This is a genomic window from Jiangella aurantiaca, assembly GCF_004349105.1.
Lineage (GTDB): Bacteria > Actinomycetota > Actinomycetes > Jiangellales > Jiangellaceae > Jiangella > Jiangella aurantiaca.
In genome coordinates this window covers 1-17,279 of sequence record NZ_SMLB01000025.1, presented here as the reverse complement: position 1 = coordinate 17,279, position 17,279 = coordinate 1, and the positions used below count along the sequence as shown (strand labels likewise).

Genomic DNA, 17,279 nt, shown 5'->3' with positions numbered 1-17,279 from the left:
CCGTCACTCCGCGGCGACGATCGGGGCGTCGTCCCGGTCGGCCGGCGTCTCGACGGCGTCCTCGTCCTGATGCTCGGGCACGCCCTCCGCGTCCATCGCGGGGACTGCCTCGGCACCGTCCTGCGACGAGAGCGCCGTCGAGACCAGGGCGGCCGGCACCTCGCGGCGTTCCACGGTCTCGGGCTCGGGGCGGAGCCGCGGCGGCGCGGCCGACCACGCCTTCAGGTGCTGGATGACCTCACCGTAGAAGGTGTCGACGGCGGCGAGGACCGAGTCGATGAAGGAGGCGCGGCCACGGCCGCGCTTGCCGCCCATCGGCACGCTCTGGGCGACCCGGAACGAGCGGAGGTCCTTGGCCGGGTCGGCGACCAGCACGCCGGGGTTGTCGCGCACGGTCGTGAGGAGCTCGGCCGCGCCGGCGCCACGTCCGTGCATGACGTAGGCCTCGATCCTGAGATCTGCGGGGGCGTTCCTGAGCTGCCGGACCAGCCAGTTGACCCGGGTCGTCTGCCGCCCTTCCCTGGGCGCGTCGACGTCGACGTGGCAGGTGACGCGGCCGGCCCGCAGATCCGCCGTCACCACCAGCTCACCGACGGCGTCGGGGATGCGGATGGCCCCGGTGAGCGTGCCGTGCTCGGCGAGGTCGTCGACGAGCGACTGCGTGCGCAGCGAAGGGTCGGCGAGCTCCTTGCGCGACAGCACCGGGGTCACCTCGGTGCCCAGCTGACGGCCGAGGCGGAGGCTGGCGAACCGGAGCAGCGCGTCGAAGCGGTTGGCGACCTCGCTGACGCCCTTGTCGGTCGGCCGTAGTGTTCCGGCCGCGATGGCGTTGCGAGTCCCGACCCAGTTCTCGCCCATGTCGTCGAACTCGAGGGCGCCGGACCGCGGGTGCTCGAGGTAGCGGATGAGCTCGCCGAGGATCCACGCCTGGTCCGGATCGGCGATGCCACGGAACTCCTTTTGCATCACCGCCTCGGTGAGGACGTTCGTCCACGACAGGTGATGCATCGCCACCTTGTGCTGCTTGCGCTTGTCGACCTTCGTCGGGTGCTGCCGCGCGATGGCCGGGATCTCGTTGGAGATGGTCAGGACCGCGTCGAAGCCTTGGCCGCGAGCGATGTCGAGGTAGTTCTCCAGTTGCTCAGGCGCCAGCTCGTTGCTACCCGTCTTGACCTCGACCAGCGCGGTCCAGGACTTCTGACCGCGGCTGACCCGGATCAGCCCGTCCGGGTACAGCTTCTTCTCGCCCAGGACGAACGGCACCTCGATGTAGGTCTCGACGTTGCCGGCCGGCGCTCCGAACGGCTTGGTCAGCGCACGCCCGAACTCGCGCACTGCCGTCATCACCGCCAGCAGCGCCGACGTCGCCCGGCGCTCCTGCTCTTCGGCGCCGTTGATGCCCGATGTCGGGATCAGCCGTGCTTCGTGCCAGGTCTCTTCGGTCATGTCCACCCGCCCCCTCTGGCGATCTGCCCTGGTCCGCAGAGGATAGTCGCGGGATCGGACATTTCTCGCGGGTGAGCGGCCCGCTGCCGGCCCCGTCAGCGGGCCGCGAGGAACTCCTGCGCGCCTCGGAGACGGGTGCGGAGCAGCTTCTGGGTCGTCCGGCAGTCCAGGCGCACGTCGAGCGGACCGGGCGGCCCGGAGGCGGCCCGCGTGCCGGCCGGCAGCGAGGCTTCGTCGAGCCCGTCTCGTCGCGCGATGAGGAGGCCGAGCTCGTACCGGCTGACGGCGTCCGCTCCGGCGACGTGGTGGACGCCCGGCCGGTCCGCGGCCGCAAGCTCCAGCAGCGCGGCCGCGAGGTCGGCGACGTGTACCGGGCAGCGCACGTCGTCGGTGAAGAGGACGCCGTCGCGCCGCCCTGCAGCCAGGTCGTGGACGAACGCCTCGTGGGGCGACCCGCCGTCGCCGATGATCAGCGACGTCCGGGCGATGACGCCCTGCGGGACGATCGCCTTGATCGCGGTCTCCGCCGCCGCCTTCGCCGCTCCGTACGGGTTGACCGGATCGGGGACGCACGTCTCGTCGTAGTGGACGGCGGCGCCGGAGAAGACGGCGTCGCTGGAGACGTGGACCAGGCGCGCGCCGGTCGCCGCGGCGGCGAGGGCCACATGTGCGGCGCCGTCGGCGGTGATCGCCCAGTCGGCCTGCCGGTACGCCGCGTTGATGACGACGTCCGGGCGGACCGCGTCCGTCAGCGCGGCGACGTCCTCCCGGCGGCGCACGTCCAGCGGCCGCCAGTCGACCCCGTCGGCCTCTCCTGGCCGCGTCAGATGGGTCGCGACGACGTCATGGCCCGCCACCCGGGACTGTCGCACGACCTCATGCCCTAGGAAACCGCTGCCGCCGACGACGAGAATCCTCACAGCCGGCCACGATAGTTGGCAGCACGATGGTTCGCCGTGCGGGTCGCCGGCCAGCTAGCGGCGGCGAGGGCATGGCTTGGCACGCTGGAGGCGACCTCGGGCGCCCGAAATACGGCTTCCGTGGAGCGCCTCAGCGTGCCAAGGGTTCCGACGGCGCCGCCATGCGGTCGATCCGGCGGCTGAGCCGGAGAGCACCAACGACGCACGCGGCGGCACCGCCCAGCTAGCCGAAGGCAACGAGGTCGAGCTCACCTGGAACGGCCTCGCGCACCGCGCCATCCTCGTAGACGCAGGCGTACTCCATCGGCAGGTAGGAGTGCCGGATCTCCGCCAGCGGAGCGCCGTCGTACCCCGTTCTGTGGCTGCACTCCTCGTCGAACTCACCGATCGAGGCCAGGAAGAAGTACCGTACATCCACACGAAGACGACCAGGAGGATCGGGACCGCGGCCCAGAGGTAGTCGCGCACGGATCCGAGGCGCCGCAGCCTCACCGCAGCAGCGCCCACAGCAGCACCCCCAGGGCGACCCAGAAGACGGCCACGATACCGAGCGCCAAGGCAAGGCCACCCATCGTCGTGAGGCGGCGGTCGGCGGCGCGGGAGCGCGTCGGTCCGGTTATGACGGCGCGGCCGGTCGCCGTGGCGGACCCAGGGGACGGCTGTCCGACGACGGACAGCTCGCCGCGGAGCTGCGACAACCGCAGCAGAAGGTCGTCGACGGCGCCCAGGGCGGCGTCCGCGGCCGCGCCGCTGCCGTCGCCGTCGTCCGCGAGGTTGCGTAGGGCAGCCTCCAAGGCGGCGACGCCGTCCCGCACGCCGGCGAGCGGCACGGACCGCTCGACGCCCGCCAGCGCCGTCAGCCGGTCCGCCAGCAGTTGCGCCTCGGCCGGCCCGAACGCCGCCACCCAGTGCAGCGACCCGTCGGACGAGGACGGCAGGACGAGGTCGACGATCGGACGGCCGGCGTCGTCGGCGGAGGCGACGAGGTAGCCGGCACCGAACGACGACCATGCGAACGGGCCAGAACGCGCTGCGGACACGATCCCTCCCGGGGCACTCGCGGGCACCGTATCGCGAATCGCGACAGTTGACGCCCCTGTCAGGGTTCGACTGCCACACTCTCCGCCATGAGCGAACAGCCGCCCGCCCACATCGCCCGGTTGATCCGTCGGCTCGAGCTGACCGGGACCGAGCGGATTCTCGAGCTGGGCGCGGCACCGGGCGCCGCCGTCGCAGGAATCGGCCCGCTGCTCACCGGCGACGGGCACATCACGGCGCTGGACCGCTCCGCCGTCGGCGTCCGGCGAATCCGCGAGCGCAACCAGGCCCTCGTCGACGCCGGGCGGGTGACCGTCGTGCAGCAGGACCTGACGACGCTCGCGCCGGAGCCGCCCGGGCGGTTCGACCTGATCTTCGCGTCGAACGTCAACGTGTTCTGGACGCAACCGCGCAAGGCCAACGTCGACGCGCTCGCGGCGCTGCTCAGACCCGGCGGACGGCTGCGGCTGTTCTACGGCTACGGGCCCGGCGACGGCACCGACGGCGTCGGCGGCGGCCGCGACACCGGGTCGCTCGTCGCAGCGGCCCTCCGAAACTGCGACGCGCTGACCGCCGTCATCATGGACGGGGCCAGCGCGCCGCTGGAGATCAGCGCCGTGAGGCGTTAGCGCGACTCGAGGAACGCCTGCAGGCCGGCGAGGTCGTCGGTGTTGAGGTGGTCGACGCCGGCGGCGAGCAGCTCGGTCCAGATCGCCTCGCGGGCTGGGCCGGGCGTGTCCGGCGTCGCCCAGAAGCGGACGCGGTACCCGGCGGCGTGCGCCGTCGCGACGATCTGCTGCAGCTTGGCCCGCTCGGCCTCCGGGATCGGGCCGACGCCGCGCCAGGTGAAGTGGTTGCCCCAGTTGTCGCTGACCAGCGGCATGAAGCCGGCCGGCAGGCCGCTGGAGAGGTCGCCGAGGCGGCCGTCGTACCCGGCGAACCGCAGCCGCTGCGCGAGCATCGTCGCCCGCGGCCGGTCGCCGCTGATGACCGCGGTGACGGCGCCCTCCTGCACCCGCCCGCCGACGTACCGGCTCATGATGTCCTGGTACCGGCGAAGCGCGGCGTCGACTTCCGCGTACGTCGCCTCGCCGGTGTTCTTGATGTCGATGAGCAGCTGCAACGAGCCGTCCCAGCCCGGGTACACCGAGCCGCCGTTGGCGTGGACGATCTCGCGCAGCGGGTCGAGGTACAGCGACTCCAGGGTCCGGCCGGGCTGGACCTCCCAGGCGTCGTGCGCGACGAGCAGCTCGCCGTCGACGAGCCAGACGTCGGCCTCGACACTGGTGAACCCGTGGTCGAGCGCGTCGAGGAGCGGGCGCTCGTGCTCGTAGTCGTTGTGGGCGTGGGCGGGGTCGTAGGGGCCGGTGACGGCGTGCGCGGCGGCCGTGGCGGCGATGCCGAGGGCGGCCGCCAGCGGGACCGCCACGACGGCGCGGACGATTCGACGGAAACGGGACCGTTCGCTCATGACCGCTACCGTCACGGCGATTGACAACGAGTCAATGTCCGGTTCGCGACCGCCGGACGACGTCTATGCGAACGGTTGCACCGGCCGCGGCTACGTCTGGTCGGTGTCGGAGTCGATGGAGAACTCGACGGCGTCCCAGTCGCCGTAGTCGTCGAAGCCGATGAACTGGGCGTCGACGGAGTCGCCGGCGGCCAGCTCGGTGGCCGACGTGGTCAGCGTCGAGACCGGCTCGCCCTGGTAGAGGACGATCGCCGTCCAGGAGACGTAGTCGACGGTCTCGTCACCGGTGTTCGTCACCGTCGCCCGGACCTCGAAGTCGCCGGCGAAGTCGCGCAGCACCTGCACGTCCGTGAACGTGAAGACGCCGTCGGTGAACTCGCCCTCGAACGGCGTCGGCTCGGACTCCTGCGACTCCTCCTCCGGCGGCTCGGTCTCGCGCGAGTCCAGCTCGGCACGCGCCTCGTCGAGCCGACGCTTGAGGTCGTCGCGCTGCTGCTCCACCTCCTCGAGGCGCTCGCGCAGCTGCTCCAGTTCCTCGTCGTTCTCGCCGCCGGTCTCGCCGCTGGTATCCTCGGGCGCCGGGGTCTCCTGCGCGACCGGGGAGGACTCGTCGTCGTCGATGCTCATCCCGACGGCGACGCCGGCGCCAGCGCCCGCGAGCAGCGCGAGCACGGCAACCAGTGGCCACACCCAGCGGCGACGGGGTGCGGCCGGCGGCGGTGGGGGCGGCGGCGGAGCCGGCGGCAGGGGCTGGAAGCTCATCGGCCCAAAATGCTACCCCTTTGCGCCGGTCAACTCGTTGGGGATCTGCGGCAACGGCGCCGAGGCGGCGACGGTGCCGCCGGCGAGATCGACGGCGTGCAGCTCGCCGGCCGCCGGATCGGTGACGTAGGCGGTGTCGCCGTCGACGACGATGGCCGGCCGCGGCTGCTGCCAGTCCTGCGGCTCCGTCCACGCGTCGATTACCGGAATCGTGCTGGTGACCTGCGCCGTCACCGGGTCGATGACGTGGATGGCGCCGTCAGTGCCGAGCACCAGCGCCTCGCCCTCCGGGCCGCGGGCGAGCGAGCGGAACGTGTAGCTGACGCCGAGGTCGACCAGCCGGAGCGTGTTCGTCGCCGTGTCGATGAGCGACACCCGCTCGGGCCGCTCCAGCTCCGCGTCGGGGTCGACCTTGTAGTCGCCGAGGACGACCGTGGACTCGTCGGACCCCGCCTGGTTGCCGATGCGGCCGTACGGGTCCGGGCTGGCGATCTTCGTGAACGCGCCGTCGCGGTAGACGAGGACGCCGTTCTCGCACCCGACGACGATGGTCTCGTCGTCGGCGACCGCCTCGCCGTGCACGCCGGGGCAGTCCTCGTTGCGGGCGATCTCGGTGCGCTCGGCGTCGAGCACCTTGGCCCCGGTGCGCGTCGTCTCGTCGCCGAGGGTGACGAGCAGTTCGTCGTTCTCCAGCTGCACGGCCACCCCGTGGTGCGGCTGGTCGGCCATGACGACCTCTGTCACCGGCCGGCCCTCGGCAAGGTGGTCGGACTCGAAGATCTCGATGCGCCCGGAGCCGTCACTGAACAGCACCGTCGCGCCCGCGTGCCGGACGACGTGGCCGGGATGGTCGGCCTCGAACTCGAGGTCGGTGAGCGCGGGCTCGCCGACGTAGTGGTGCTGGTGGTCGCCGTGGTCGATGCTCCAGGCCCCGGTGTCGAGGATGCGGAACGCGTTGCCCGCCGACACCAGCACGTGCCGGCCGTCGCCCGCCGGGTTGACCCGCGTGAAGCCGTCCAGCTCGAACGTGTCGACGACTTCCAGCGACTCCCCGTCGATCACCATCACGCCGCCGTCGTAGGTCGCGACCAGCCGCGACTCGGCCTCCTGTACCTCCCGCGCGCCGAACGCCTGCGACGACGACGTGCTCTGACCGCGAGCGGGCGAGTCCTCGGAGCCGCAGGCGGCGAGGAGCAGCGCCGACAGGGCGAGCGTGGTTGTGGCGGCAATGCGTGGTGTGGTCATGTTAGGCACCATAAACGAGAACCGTTCTCATCCTCAAGTTCGCTTCGGGTGGGTTCGCCGATCGGTGAGGACTAGGCTCTGCGGCACACCCGATCGTCCGTCCCACGCTGCGAGGAGTGCCGGTGGCGAAGCGCCGTCAAGCTGGCCGGCGGGCGGCGAGCCGATCCGGGGACGCGCCCGACTCCGACGCGCCCGATCCGGCCGACGCGCCGCCCGACGGGGCCGAGGACCGGCTCGCCGCCGGCGGGGTGGCGCACGAGCGCGTCACGGCGGACGAGGCTGGCGCCGGCTTGCCGGCGGAGGGCCGGCGCTCGGGCCGACGGGCCGGCCGTGCAGAGGGACGGGTCGGAAGCGGCGGCGAGTCCGGGCGGATCGACGGTCCGGCGGCCGAAGGGACCGCCGCGACAGGCGGCGCGGCCGAACGAGCCGCCGCCGGGGGACGTGCGGCCGAGCGGTTCGCGGCCGGGCGGCGAGCCGCCCGCCGTGCCCAGCCCGCGGACCCCGCGCCCGACCGCACGGGGTCCTTCCCCCGGCCGGTCACACCGGCAGAAGGCGACGCTCCGACCCGGCTCGGAGCCGAACCGTGGACGGCCTTCCCCGACGCCCCTCCGCGGCCGCGCCGGGCCGCCCGTCAGGCCTCCACTTCGCCGCCGACCTCCGCGGCTTTCCCCGCGCCGCCGCCGACCGCCGACACCCGCCATAGCGACGCCGTCCGGCCGGCCCCCGACACGCTGCCCGAGCCGGACCCCGTCCCCCGTCGCCCGCTCCCGGTCGTGATCCCGTCGGTCGCCGAACTGGCCCTCTACGGATCGCTCGCGACCGCCGTCGCCGTCGTCGTGATGATCGTGAACGGCCGGCCGTACTGGCAGGCCGCCGCGGTCGTCGTGGCGGCGGCGGCCGTCATCGCGCTGGTGTCGTTCGTGGCGTCCCGATCGCGCCCGGAACGGACCGCCGACGACTCCACCGACCAGACACGGCAACGCCCCGGAGGGCGTCGGCGCAGGCGACACTAGCTGGGCGCCGACCGCGAGGTCCCAGGCGGCGGCGAGTTCCACAAGGGAGAAGGGGGAATCGCCGGTGTGCCAATAGGGTGGTCCGCGTGACCAACGATCGAATGGTGTGGATCGACTGCGAGATGACCGGCCTCGACCTGCAGCGCGACGCGCTCATCGAGGTGGCCGTGCTCGTGACCGACGCCGACCTCAACGTCCTCGGCAACGGCGTCGACGTCGTCATCCGCCCGCCCGACGACGCGCTGGAGCACATGAACGATGTGGTGCGCCAGATGCACACCGCCAGCGGCCTGCTCGCCGAGCTCCCCACCGGCGTCACCATGGACGAGGCGAACGCCCTGGTCATGCAGTACATCAAGGCGCACGTGCCGGAGCCGTCCAAGGCTCAGCTGGCCGGCAACACCGTCCACATGGACCGCTTGTTCCTCGCCCGCGACCTGCCCGAGGTCGAGGGCTGGCTGCACTATCGCAACATCGACGTGTCGTCGATCAAGGAGCTGGTGCGCCGCTGGTATCCGCGCGTCTACTTCGCCAGCCCGACGAAGACCGGCAATCACCGCGCGCTCGGCGACATCAAGGACTCCATCGACGAGCTGCGGTACTACCGGCGGACGGTGTTCGTCCCGATGCCCGGCCCCGACAGCGTCAGCTCGCGCGCCGCCGCGGTCTCCGTCATGAAGGAGGCGCGCGCCGAGGAGGCCCCCGAGAAGGCGCCGGAGTAACCCGTTCTCGACCACTCCGTCGGGCACCGTATACTTGTTCAGCCGTGCCCCGCAGGGGGACGCATGGTGGGTGTAGCTCAGCTGGTAGAGCACCTGGTTGTGGTCCAGGAAGTCGCGGGTTCAAGTCCCGTCACTCACCCCACACAGAACGGCCCCGTCGATCCCGGCGGGGCCGTTCCGCTGTACTGCGACGAACGACCTCAGCCGGCCGGGGCGCGGACACCGACCTCCGCGAGCACGGCCCAGCCGTTCGACGAGGTGATGCTCACGCGCACGGCGTCCGCCACGCCGAACGCGTCGAACCAGGTGAGGTCGTCGCCCCAGCGGACGACCGAGTCCAGCGTGCCGACGTCGCGCCATTCGCCGTCGCCGCCTCGCACCGAGACGACCGCGGCCGACGCGTAGCCGGGCTTGAGCGCCACCCCGACCTCGCTCAGCCGGCGCGGCGTGGCGAACTCGACGGCGTACGACGCCGGAGCGGCCCGCGGCGCCCACGCGGCATCCCAGTAGCCGACGACGCCGTCGATCGCGCCCAGCACGCCCACTCCCGGCCGGCCCGCCTGCACGTGCGTCATGTCCGTCGACACCGAGGCCTCGCCGGCCGCCACCAGCGAGCCCAGGTCCACCCGCCGGGGGTCGGGCCGCTCCGCCCGGATCTCGGCGACGTCGACGAAGGTGCCGACGAGCCGGCTGGTCGCGGAGTCGAAGCCGATGACGAGCACCCGCCCGGGACGCACCTCGACGACGGCGGGGTTGGCCTGGTCGCCGGTCCCGGAGTCCCAGACCAGCTCGCGCGCCGCCCCGTTCCACGGCGACAGCGGCGACCGGATCACGGCGCCCACCGTGCCCCGCTTGTCCGTGAAGTGCCCGGACAGGTCGCCGTAGGCGAGGAACACGTCACCGTTGCTCAGCACCTCTGTGTGCGCCGACGACGTGACCAGGTCGATCGCCGCGGGCGCGGACCAAGTCAGCCCGCCGTCGTACGACCACGACTCCTGGGAGTACACCGCCCCCATCGTCGACGCGGCCGTGCCGATGCGAAGCAGCGCGTGCACCACGCCGCCGGGCAGCACCGTCAGCACCGGCTCCTGGTAGTGCGTGCCGGTCGCCGACGCGATCAGCGACTCCGTCGACGCCGACCAGGTCTCGCCGCCGTCAGTGCTGCGGACGACTGTCGCCTTCTGCCACTTGTCGTCGGGGATCGTGCCGTACAGCGGGACGACGAGGTCGCCGCCGGGCAGCTCCTTGATCTGGCCGTGGCTGGCGTTCCAGCCCAGCTCGTAGGTGTCGACGATGTCGGACTCGCCGCTGAGCATCGACTGCACCGCGACCGGCGCGGACCACGTCTCGCCGCCGTCGTCGCTGTGCGCCACGAACGTGCCCATGGGCTCCGGCGGGCGGACGGAGTAGTCGTTCTGGAACCAGCTCAGCAACAGCCGGCCGGAGGCGAGTTGCGTGATCATCGGGTCGCGGTCGTCGTACGGGCTGTCGTGGACGACCTCGGGCGGCGACCAGGTGCTGCCGCCGTCGCCGCTGGTCAGCATCAGCAGCCGGCCATCCTGGCCGGTGTGCCCGGCGCCCTCGCGTGCGACCGCGACGATGGACCCGTCGGTCAGCCGCTCGGCGTTCGGGAAGTGGAGCTTCTTACCCGGGGCGGCCTGCGCGATCACGACGTCGGGGGTGCCGGGCGACCAGCTGGGGCCGCTCGCCGCGGTGTCCGGGACGGGGGCCGACGGCGGCGACGGCGTGCCGCTCGCCGGGCTGCTCACGACGCCGAACGCGACGACGCCGGCCAGCACGATCGGAACGGATCTCATGGTTCCTCCAGGCCGGATCGCGGGCGCGAGAGCCGGCGGCCGAGGGCGGGGGTGCTGATCATGCAATACGGCACACCGTTCCATGTCAATGGAACGGTGCGCACCCCAGAGACATGAGAAGACGCCGCGCCCGGACGTGTCCGGACGCGGCGTCGGAGGAACCGCGGAGTCGGCCTCAGGCCTGCTTGATGGCCGAGACCTCGAACTCCAGCGTGACCTTCTCGCTGACGAGGACGCCGCCGGCCTCGAGCGGGGCGTTCCAGGTGACGTTCCAGTCCTTACGGTTGATCACCAGGGAGCCGTCGAAGCCGACGCGCTGGTTGCCGAACGGGTCGGTCGCGGCGCCGGTGAACTCCAGGTCGAAGGTGACGGACCTGGTGACGTCCTTGATCGTGAGGTCGCCGGTGACCTGGAACGTCGTCTCGTCCTTCTGGCCGATCGCGGTCGACGCGAAGGTGATCTCTGGGTAGGTGTCGATCTCGAAGAAGTCGTTGGTGCGCAGGTGGCCGTCGCGCTGCTCGTTGCGGGTGTCGATGCTGGCCGTCTTGATGACGATCTTCACCGAGGACTGGCTCGGGTCGCTGCCGTCGATGTGGGCCGTGCCGTCGAACTCGTTGAAGGCGCCGCGCACCTTGGTCACCATCGCGTGCCGGGCGACGAAACCGAGCCGCGTGTGCGCCACGTCCAGCGTGTAGTCGCCGGTGAGCTGGTTCAGGTCGGTCGTCGTGGTCATGTTCACTGCTCCTTGCCGAGGGGTCTGTGGTCAACTTTGTTGACGCGTCACAGATTATCGAACTTGGATGACGTGTCAACTATTCCGTAGACTCTTTGGCATGGCAGAGACACGGTGGCTCGACGACCACGAGCAGCATGCCTGGCGGGCCTATCTGCGCATGAACACGGTCCTCGGTGCCGCCCTGAGCCGTCAGATGCAGACCGCGTCGATGCTGTCGATGCAGGACTTCGAGGTGCTCGTGCACCTTACCGACGTCGAGGACGCCCGGCTGCGGGTGTCCGAGCTGGCCCGGGCGATGCGCTGGGAGAAGAGCCGGCTGTCGCACCACCTCAGCCGCATGGAGAAGCGCGCTCTCATCGGCCGCGAGGAGTGCACGTCCGACGGCCGCGGCGCGTTCATCGTCCTGACCCCCGAGGGCCGGGCGGCCATCGAGGCCGCCGCGCCGTCGCACGTCGACGCCGTCCGCCGGCAGTTCTTCGACGTCCTCACCGGCGACGACGTCAAGGCGCTCACGTCCATCGCCGACCGCGTCATCGCCCGCGTCGAGGCGACCGACGTCTGTCCCTCCGAATAGTCAGGCGACCCTGGGGTACAGGCCGACCAGGGCACACGAGGGAGGTATCACCCATGGGTGGCGACGACAAGATGAAGAACGCCGCCGAGAAGGCCAAGGGCGAGGCCAAAGAGGCGCTCGGCAAGGTCACCGACGACGAGAAGACTGAGACCGAAGGCAAGGCCGAGCAGTCGAAGTCCGATCTCAAGCAGGCCGGCGAGAAGGTCAAGGACGCCTTCAAGGGCTGACGCCGCGCCAGACCCGTCCGTCCCCGCCCGACACGCCCAGCGGGGGCGGGCGTACGTCCGGCTCAGATCAATAGCGTGAGCGCGATGCCGCCGGCAGTGGCGCCGAGGATCATGAACGTCTCCTGGAACGACGCCTTGCCGGCCCGCGCGACCCGCTCCGAGCCGTCCGGCAGGTACAGGATCCGGACCGTCTCGCCGACGGTGAACCGTCCGGGCAGGAGCGACGTCCGTTCGGCGCCGTCCTCGTCCTGGAACCTGACCATCGAGACCCAGCGGCTGGTCCGCTGCCCCTGCCCGCCCGTCCGGTGGTGCAGGGTCGACTCCGTGACGACGGCGTCGGCCGGACGCCCGTGACGGCGCATCCGCAGCGTCCGCGAGGCGGACCAGGCCGCCGCGACCAGCCCGGCCAGGCCGATGACGATGCGCAGGAGATTGCCCACGCGCGTTAGGAGTCTTCCGGCGCCCGGCGCTTGACGCCGTGGCTGCGCTCCCACATGGACAACTGCTTCTCCAGGCCCTTCATGATCTCGAAGACCTGGCTCGGTGGCACCCGCACGCGCGTCACCACTCGGGTTGGCACCTTCAGCACGCGGCTCCCGTCCTCGGCGACGGACGGTTTCGGCGGGCGCTTCAGGACGGCGAAGTCGAGGACGAAGGAGTCGGCGGTGTGCCAGATGGAGGCGAAGTCGGCGTACGTGCCGGGCTCCACCTCGGCCGGGATGTCGATGTCGTACTCACGGCGTTCGGGCGGGTTGGCCATACGTTCTACCCTGCCATAGCGGGGTGACCCTCCGGTGCTGCTTCGCTGACGGCGCAGTCGTACCTGGTCAGCGCTCGATTTCAGCTCTGGAGAACGGCGATGGTAAGCTTCAGCGTCGTTGCGCCATTAGCTCAATTGGCAGAGCAGCTGACTCTTAATCAGCGGGTTCGGGGTTCGAGTCCCTGATGGCGCACTCACACCGGGTCTGACCAGCGGCGGAGCCCAGTATGGGGCCGCCGCTTCGTCGTCCTCGGGGCCGGATCCCCCACTTCCCCCCCGGATTGGCTGGCCCGCGAGCAGTTGGCCAGCGGCTGTCAGCAGCGTACCGACAACGGCGCCAGCGACTGCGGTCCACGTCGCGATCTGCCTGGTGTATCTGTTCGAGCGAACCTCGCCGCGAGATCGGATAGATGATGACGCCCAGCCGGCCCCGAGGCACGTACCGATCGATTTCGGCGAGACTACGCGCGACAGCGACGAACGCCACGCTTCCCAGCACCTCGACTGGCCACAGCAAGCCATCGATCCCGTGTCGACCGATCTAGACGGCGCCGGACACCGAGTACGCACTCACCACGAGCGTGAAGGCGGCCCGCATGCCGTATCGCAAGTTCCAGCGACGACTGGCCCGCTTGACGATGTGGTCGGAGATGTTGCGCTCAAAGTACGGCGTCATGGGGCACCTGACCTTTGAGACGCCGTCTCTGGTCAGGTCGATCTCGACGTGTTTCTCGTCACCATCAGTGAGGTGATCTCAGCAAGATCGGCTTGATGTAAGCGGTTCTGCCTGTGTCTGTGGGGATGGCTGGCTTTGGCGGCTTGATTTGGCCCCCACCTGACGGTTTGATTCGGCCCCATCGGTCGGGGTGCCGAATGTTGTGTCGGTTTGATTTGGCCCCATCTGGAGGCTTGACAGGAGCGCTACCCGGTCTACCTCAGGGCGTCGTCGAGCGGCGCCGCGAGCTGGACACGAGCATCGCCGCCGATCGCGCATTGATGGACCGCATCGCCGACCTCCAGGCGGCGCACCTCCACCAGCTCGCCGCGCTCCCGACGGCCGCCCGCCAGGCCATCACCTAGGTCAGGCCCGCCGGCGTGGGATCGGCGCCGACGGCGCGGGCCGGGTCGAGGCGGCGGGCGGCGTCGAGGAAGACCGCGAGGCGGTTGCGGCCCTGCTCGTCGGCCAACCGGTCGAGGTCGCCGTCGGGCAGCCGCCCGGTCAGGGCTGCACCCGCGTCTTCCCAGGAGGACCAGCTGCCGAACGTTCTCATCAGTCGCCGTCGGGCAGCGTCGGCTGGAAGTCGGTCCAGCTGGGCAGCGGCTGGGCGGGCTCGTCGAGGCGCACCCGCACGTGCTCAAGCTCGTGCGCGATGCCGCGGCGGCGCAGCTCCTCGGCGGCGGCCGTGACGGCGGCCTGCGCGGCCTGGGCGTCGACGAGGCGGAGTCGAATCGTTTGGCGTTGAACCGGTACACGTTGTACGGCTCCGCGCCGGGGTCGCCGGGATCGGGCGCGTCGGCGCCGGTGAACTGGGTGTCGTCGTCCTTGCCGTAGGCGGTGTAGCCGTAGGTGGCGCGGGTGTTGCCGGTGGTGTCGGTGAGGGTTTCGACGTCGGTGTGCGGGTTGTACCCGTAGTAGGAGTCCTCCTCCACCGACCCGCCGGTGTCGGTGGTGTATTTGATCTGGGAGAGCCGCTGACCCCACGGCGAGTACTGGTAGGAGGTCTGGATCTGCCCGGCGACCTCCTCGGACAGCACCTCGCCGGACAGCCCGAGGTAGGAGAACTCGGTGATCTCCGCACCCGCTGTGCCGGCGTCGGAGGTGCGCGATGCGGTCCGGTCCATCGGGTCGTACGCGTACGCCGTCGTCGAACTGGACCCGTCGGACTCCAGGGACCGGTGGGTGGCGACGCGGTCGAACCCGTCGTAGGTGTACCGCTCGATGACCAGGCCGGCGCTGGTGACGGTGTCCAGGCGGCCGAACGGGTCGTAGTTGTAGGTGCCGACCACGCCGGCCGAGGTCGCGGTGAGCAGCCGGTTGCGGTCGTAGAGGAACGACGTGGTCACGCCAGCGACGGTCTGGGAGATCACGTTGGAGGCGGCGTCGTGCACGTAGGTCTCGGTGGACAGGACGGAGCCGGTGGAGGTGTCGGTCTTCTCCACGCCGGCGACCCGGTCGCGCGGGTCGAACGTGTACGCGTAGGTGCGGTCCAGGTAGGTGCCGTGGTTGTCGGCGTCCATCGTGCGGGCGACGTCGGACGTGCGGTTGCCGTTGGCGTCGTAGCCGATGACGTGCGAGGCGACCAGGGTGCACCGATCGCCATCAATTCCTGCGGCGTAGGCCGCGCAAGATCTCCGCTCTTGATCGCCAACCGGATGGGTCGGCTGTTATCTCTCGATCGGCCTCACGGATCCACTTTGGCTTCAAGAACTTGGGAGGGCGAAAGAAGGTGATAAACAGCAGGGCTAAGGATGCCAGCAGGGCGAGCAGAACAAGATTCTGAAACGGGGTGTTCTCGAAGCTGCCGCTATTCTGCTGCCCAGGAAGGCTCAATACGTATCCACAGAGAATAACAACTCCTGTTGGCAGCGAAGCGAAGATTCCATTCCGGAATATCGCTGGCCAAGTTAGGTCAAAATATATCCAGGCGACCTTGCGGAAGTGTCCGATACGCAAACCAACGCCGAGGAACAAGAAGGGCAGAGCGCCAATAAAGAGCGCCGAGTCTCCGGCAAGCATTCCCGTCCCGTTCTGTTGTCAGTCAAATGGATTCAAGAACGACCCTACGTCAGCAGCGACGTCTCCTGCCCCTCCCACAATGCCCTGGACACTGTCAATCGCGCTAGGTACCAAGGGTACGGCCCAATTGGCTACCTGATCCCCAAGCCAGGCCCCAGCCTCGGCGCCAGCCACGCCGCAGCCTGCTGCGAGGAGGCCCCCGCTGATGACGCCACAAACGCCAGCGCCGGCAACGGCGCCGGCGCCACCGATACCGGCCACGAGAGTCGTTCTGACTGTAGTCCTCGCAATGCGGTCGGCGGTGGACAGCGATGGGTCGTTGGCATCATTTTGCCATTGCGTGATGGCGGTGGTTCCGGCGGAGCTAAGCGCGCCGAGGATGCCGACGCCGCGGAGTGCCTCGCCTGCCGCGCCAGTTCGATCGACCTGCGCCATGAGTTCGTCGATGCGGTCCGCCAGGCCGCGTGCACGTGCGCTACCTCGATCGAACATGTCCCGAACGGTGTTCTGCGCTTGCCGGAACGACCGTATCTCACCGCCTGCACCATAGGAGGTCATGGCGGTTGCAGTCAGGAAGTAGTAGTCCAGCGGTGTTCGCACACCCGCCCACGGAGCAGAATATGTGCTATGCGTTCCGCCAGGCGAGGGTGCACCGCTGTCCGTGGGGTTGCCGGCGAGCGGCGCGACTCCTGGGAGTTCTGTGCTCTCTGATGTATCGGTGGGTGGTGTGCTGATGCCGCCGCCGTCGATCGCGACGGGGCGGTGGCCGTCGAGTTCGACGAATCCGAGTGGGTTGCCGCCGGCGTAGGCGTAGCGGTTCATGGTCCAGGGACTGAGGCCGAGGTTGAGGTCGGCGAGGGCGCCGTTGTAGTTGTCGCGGGTGAGGAACCGGTTCAGGCCCGGTGAGTAGTCCCGGAATCCCATGTCGTAGCTGTCGGAGGCGGGGTCGAATCGTTTGGCGTTGAACCGGTACACGTTGTACGGCTCCGCGCCGGGGTCGCCGGGATCGGGCGCGTCGGCGCCGGTGAACTGGGTGTCGTCGTCCTTGCCGTAGGCGGTGTAGCCGTAGGTGGCGCGGGTGTTGCCGGTGGTGTCGGTGAGGGTTTCGACGTCGGTGTGCGGGTTGTACCCGTAGTAGGAGTCCTCCTCCACCGACCCGCCGGTGTCGGTGGTGTATTTGATCTGGGAGAGCCGCTGACCCCACGGCGAGTACTGGTAGGAGGTCTGGATCTGCCCGGCGACCTCCTCGGACAGCACCTCGCCGGACAGCCCGAGGTAGGAGAACTCGGTGATCTCCGCACCCGCTGTGCCGGCGTCGGAGGTGCGCGATGCGGTCCGGTCCATCGGGTCGTACGCGTACGCCGTCGTCGAACTGGACCCGTCGGACTCCAGGGACCGGTGGGTGGCGACGCGGTCGAACCCGTCGTAGGTGTACCGCTCGATGACCAGGCCGGCGCTGGTGACGGTGTCCAGGCGGCCGAACGGGTCGTAGTTGTAGGTGCCGACCACGCCGGCCGAGGTCGCGGTGAGCAGCCGGTTGCGGTCGTAGAGGAACGACGTGGTCACGCCAGCGACGGTCTGGGAGATCACGTTGGAGGCGGCGTCGTGCACGTAGGTCTCGGTGGACAGGACGGAGCCGGTGGAGGTGTCGGTCTTCTCCACGCCGGCGACCCGGTCGCGCGGGTCGAACGTGTACGCGTAGGTGCGGTCCAGGTAGGTGCCGTGGTTGTCGGCGTCCATCGTGCGGGCGACGTCGGACGTGCGGTTGCCGTTGGCGTCGTAGCCGATGACGTGCGAGGCGACCAGGGTGC

Annotated in this window: 19 protein-coding genes and 2 tRNA genes; 7 read left to right on the top strand and 14 right to left on the bottom strand. The window is 70.2% G+C overall.

The features are described from left to right. Positions 1-3: 3 nt before the first annotated feature. From E1262_RS17645 to E1262_RS17630, 4 genes are all read right to left on the bottom strand, one after another. Positions 4-1,446 (bottom strand): hypothetical protein, encoded by a 1,443-nt coding sequence (locus E1262_RS17645; protein WP_203453976.1) that lies wholly within the window; start codon positions 1,444-1,446, stop codon positions 4-6. A gap of 95 nt (positions 1,447-1,541) precedes the next feature. Further along, complete coding sequence (locus tag E1262_RS17640) at positions 1,542-2,366, bottom strand: SDR family oxidoreductase (protein ID WP_132104452.1); 825 nt, start codon at positions 2,364-2,366, stop codon at positions 1,542-1,544. A 223-nt stretch (positions 2,367-2,589) separates the two neighbouring features. After that, on the bottom strand, positions 2,590-2,784 hold the full coding sequence (locus tag E1262_RS17635; RefSeq protein ID WP_132104451.1) for a hypothetical protein: 195 nt from the start codon (positions 2,782-2,784) through the stop codon (positions 2,590-2,592). A 70-nt stretch (positions 2,785-2,854) separates the two neighbouring features. After that, a complete protein-coding gene (locus tag E1262_RS17630) occupies positions 2,855-3,406 on the bottom strand; it encodes a hypothetical protein (protein WP_132104450.1) in 552 nt (183 codons plus the stop codon). 87 nt (positions 3,407-3,493) lie between these two features. On the opposite strand from E1262_RS17630, the gene E1262_RS17625 reads away from it, so the two are divergent. Further along, positions 3,494-4,033: an SAM-dependent methyltransferase gene (locus tag E1262_RS17625; protein ID WP_132104449.1), complete on the top strand. Its 540-nt coding sequence runs from the start codon at positions 3,494-3,496 to the stop codon at positions 4,031-4,033. On the opposite strand, the gene E1262_RS17620 is transcribed toward E1262_RS17625, so the two are convergent. From E1262_RS17620 to aztD, 3 genes are all read right to left on the bottom strand, one after another. After that, entirely contained in the window at positions 4,030-4,875 is an 846-nt protein-coding gene (locus tag E1262_RS17620; RefSeq protein WP_132104448.1) for a phosphatidylinositol-specific phospholipase C/glycerophosphodiester phosphodiesterase family protein, read from the bottom strand. The genes E1262_RS17625 and E1262_RS17620 overlap by 4 nt on opposite strands. Positions 4,876-4,965: 90 nt before the next feature. Then, positions 4,966-5,637 carry an FxLYD domain-containing protein gene (locus tag E1262_RS17615; RefSeq protein ID WP_132104447.1) on the bottom strand — a complete coding sequence of 224 codons (672 nt, stop codon included), beginning with the start codon at positions 5,635-5,637 and terminating at the stop codon, positions 4,966-4,968. A 12-nt stretch (positions 5,638-5,649) separates the two neighbouring features. Further along, positions 5,650-6,882, bottom strand: a complete 1,233-nt coding sequence (gene aztD, locus E1262_RS17610) for a zinc metallochaperone AztD (protein ID WP_132104446.1) — start codon at positions 6,880-6,882, stop codon at positions 5,650-5,652. Positions 6,883-7,004: 122 nt separating this feature from the next. Here aztD and E1262_RS17605 point away from each other — a divergent pair, with 122 nt between their 5' ends. The 3 genes from E1262_RS17605 (at position 7,005) to E1262_RS17595 (ending at position 8,759) form a co-directional block, all read left to right on the top strand. Further along, positions 7,005-7,895 carry a hypothetical protein gene (locus E1262_RS17605; protein ID WP_132104445.1) on the top strand — a complete coding sequence of 297 codons (891 nt, stop codon included), beginning with the start codon at positions 7,005-7,007 and terminating at the stop codon, positions 7,893-7,895. 101 nt (positions 7,896-7,996) lie between these two features. Then, positions 7,997-8,617: an oligoribonuclease gene (gene orn, locus E1262_RS17600; RefSeq protein ID WP_132104508.1), complete on the top strand. Its 621-nt coding sequence runs from the start codon at positions 7,997-7,999 to the stop codon at positions 8,615-8,617. A gap of 66 nt (positions 8,618-8,683) precedes the next feature. Further along, positions 8,684-8,759: transfer RNA gene (locus tag E1262_RS17595), tRNA-His, on the top strand. Between the two features lie 58 nt (positions 8,760-8,817). Here E1262_RS17595 and E1262_RS17590 read toward each other — a convergent pair. Both E1262_RS17590 and E1262_RS17585 read right to left on the bottom strand, forming a co-directional pair. After that, the gene (locus E1262_RS17590) at positions 8,818-10,434 is read right to left on the bottom strand and encodes an exo-alpha-sialidase (protein WP_162605962.1); all 1,617 of its coding nucleotides are present in this window, start codon (positions 10,432-10,434) and stop codon (positions 8,818-8,820) included. Positions 10,435-10,609: 175 nt separating this feature from the next. Beyond that, positions 10,610-11,167, bottom strand: a complete 558-nt coding sequence (locus E1262_RS17585) for a YceI family protein (protein ID WP_132104443.1) — start codon at positions 11,165-11,167, stop codon at positions 10,610-10,612. A 100-nt stretch (positions 11,168-11,267) separates the two neighbouring features. Here E1262_RS17585 and E1262_RS17580 point away from each other — a divergent pair, with 100 nt between their 5' ends. Then, positions 11,268-11,744: a MarR family winged helix-turn-helix transcriptional regulator gene (locus E1262_RS17580; RefSeq protein ID WP_132104442.1), complete on the top strand. Its 477-nt coding sequence runs from the start codon at positions 11,268-11,270 to the stop codon at positions 11,742-11,744. 53 nt (positions 11,745-11,797) lie between these two features. Next, positions 11,798-11,971, top strand: a complete 174-nt coding sequence (locus tag E1262_RS17575) for a CsbD family protein (protein WP_132104441.1) — start codon at positions 11,798-11,800, stop codon at positions 11,969-11,971. A 62-nt stretch (positions 11,972-12,033) separates the two neighbouring features. On the opposite strand, the gene E1262_RS17570 is transcribed toward E1262_RS17575, so the two are convergent. Together E1262_RS17570 and E1262_RS17565 are read right to left on the bottom strand one after the other, a co-directional pair. After that, positions 12,034-12,411, bottom strand: a complete 378-nt coding sequence (locus tag E1262_RS17570; RefSeq protein WP_132104440.1) for a DUF3592 domain-containing protein — start codon at positions 12,409-12,411, stop codon at positions 12,034-12,036. Positions 12,412-12,416: 5 nt separating this feature from the next. Then, positions 12,417-12,731: a DUF3467 domain-containing protein gene (locus tag E1262_RS17565; RefSeq protein ID WP_119659902.1), complete on the bottom strand. Its 315-nt coding sequence runs from the start codon at positions 12,729-12,731 to the stop codon at positions 12,417-12,419. A 120-nt stretch (positions 12,732-12,851) separates the two neighbouring features. Between E1262_RS17565 and E1262_RS17560 the strand changes: the two genes are divergently transcribed. After that, positions 12,852-12,924, top strand: a tRNA-Lys gene (locus tag E1262_RS17560). 348 nt (positions 12,925-13,272) lie between these two features. Here the strand turns inward: E1262_RS17560 and E1262_RS31745 are convergent. From E1262_RS31745 to E1262_RS30935, 3 genes are all read right to left on the bottom strand, one after another. Next, complete coding sequence (locus E1262_RS31745; RefSeq protein ID WP_275261783.1) at positions 13,273-13,407, bottom strand: hypothetical protein; 135 nt, start codon at positions 13,405-13,407, stop codon at positions 13,273-13,275. Between the two features lie 254 nt (positions 13,408-13,661). After that, positions 13,662-14,969, bottom strand: coding sequence for a hypothetical protein (locus E1262_RS30940; protein WP_203453974.1), 1,308 nt, complete (start codon positions 14,967-14,969; stop codon positions 13,662-13,664). Between the two features lie 517 nt (positions 14,970-15,486). Next, the coding region (locus E1262_RS30935) for an RHS repeat-associated core domain-containing protein (RefSeq protein ID WP_203453973.1) at positions 15,487-17,279 on the bottom strand (1,793 nt) is incomplete at its 5' end.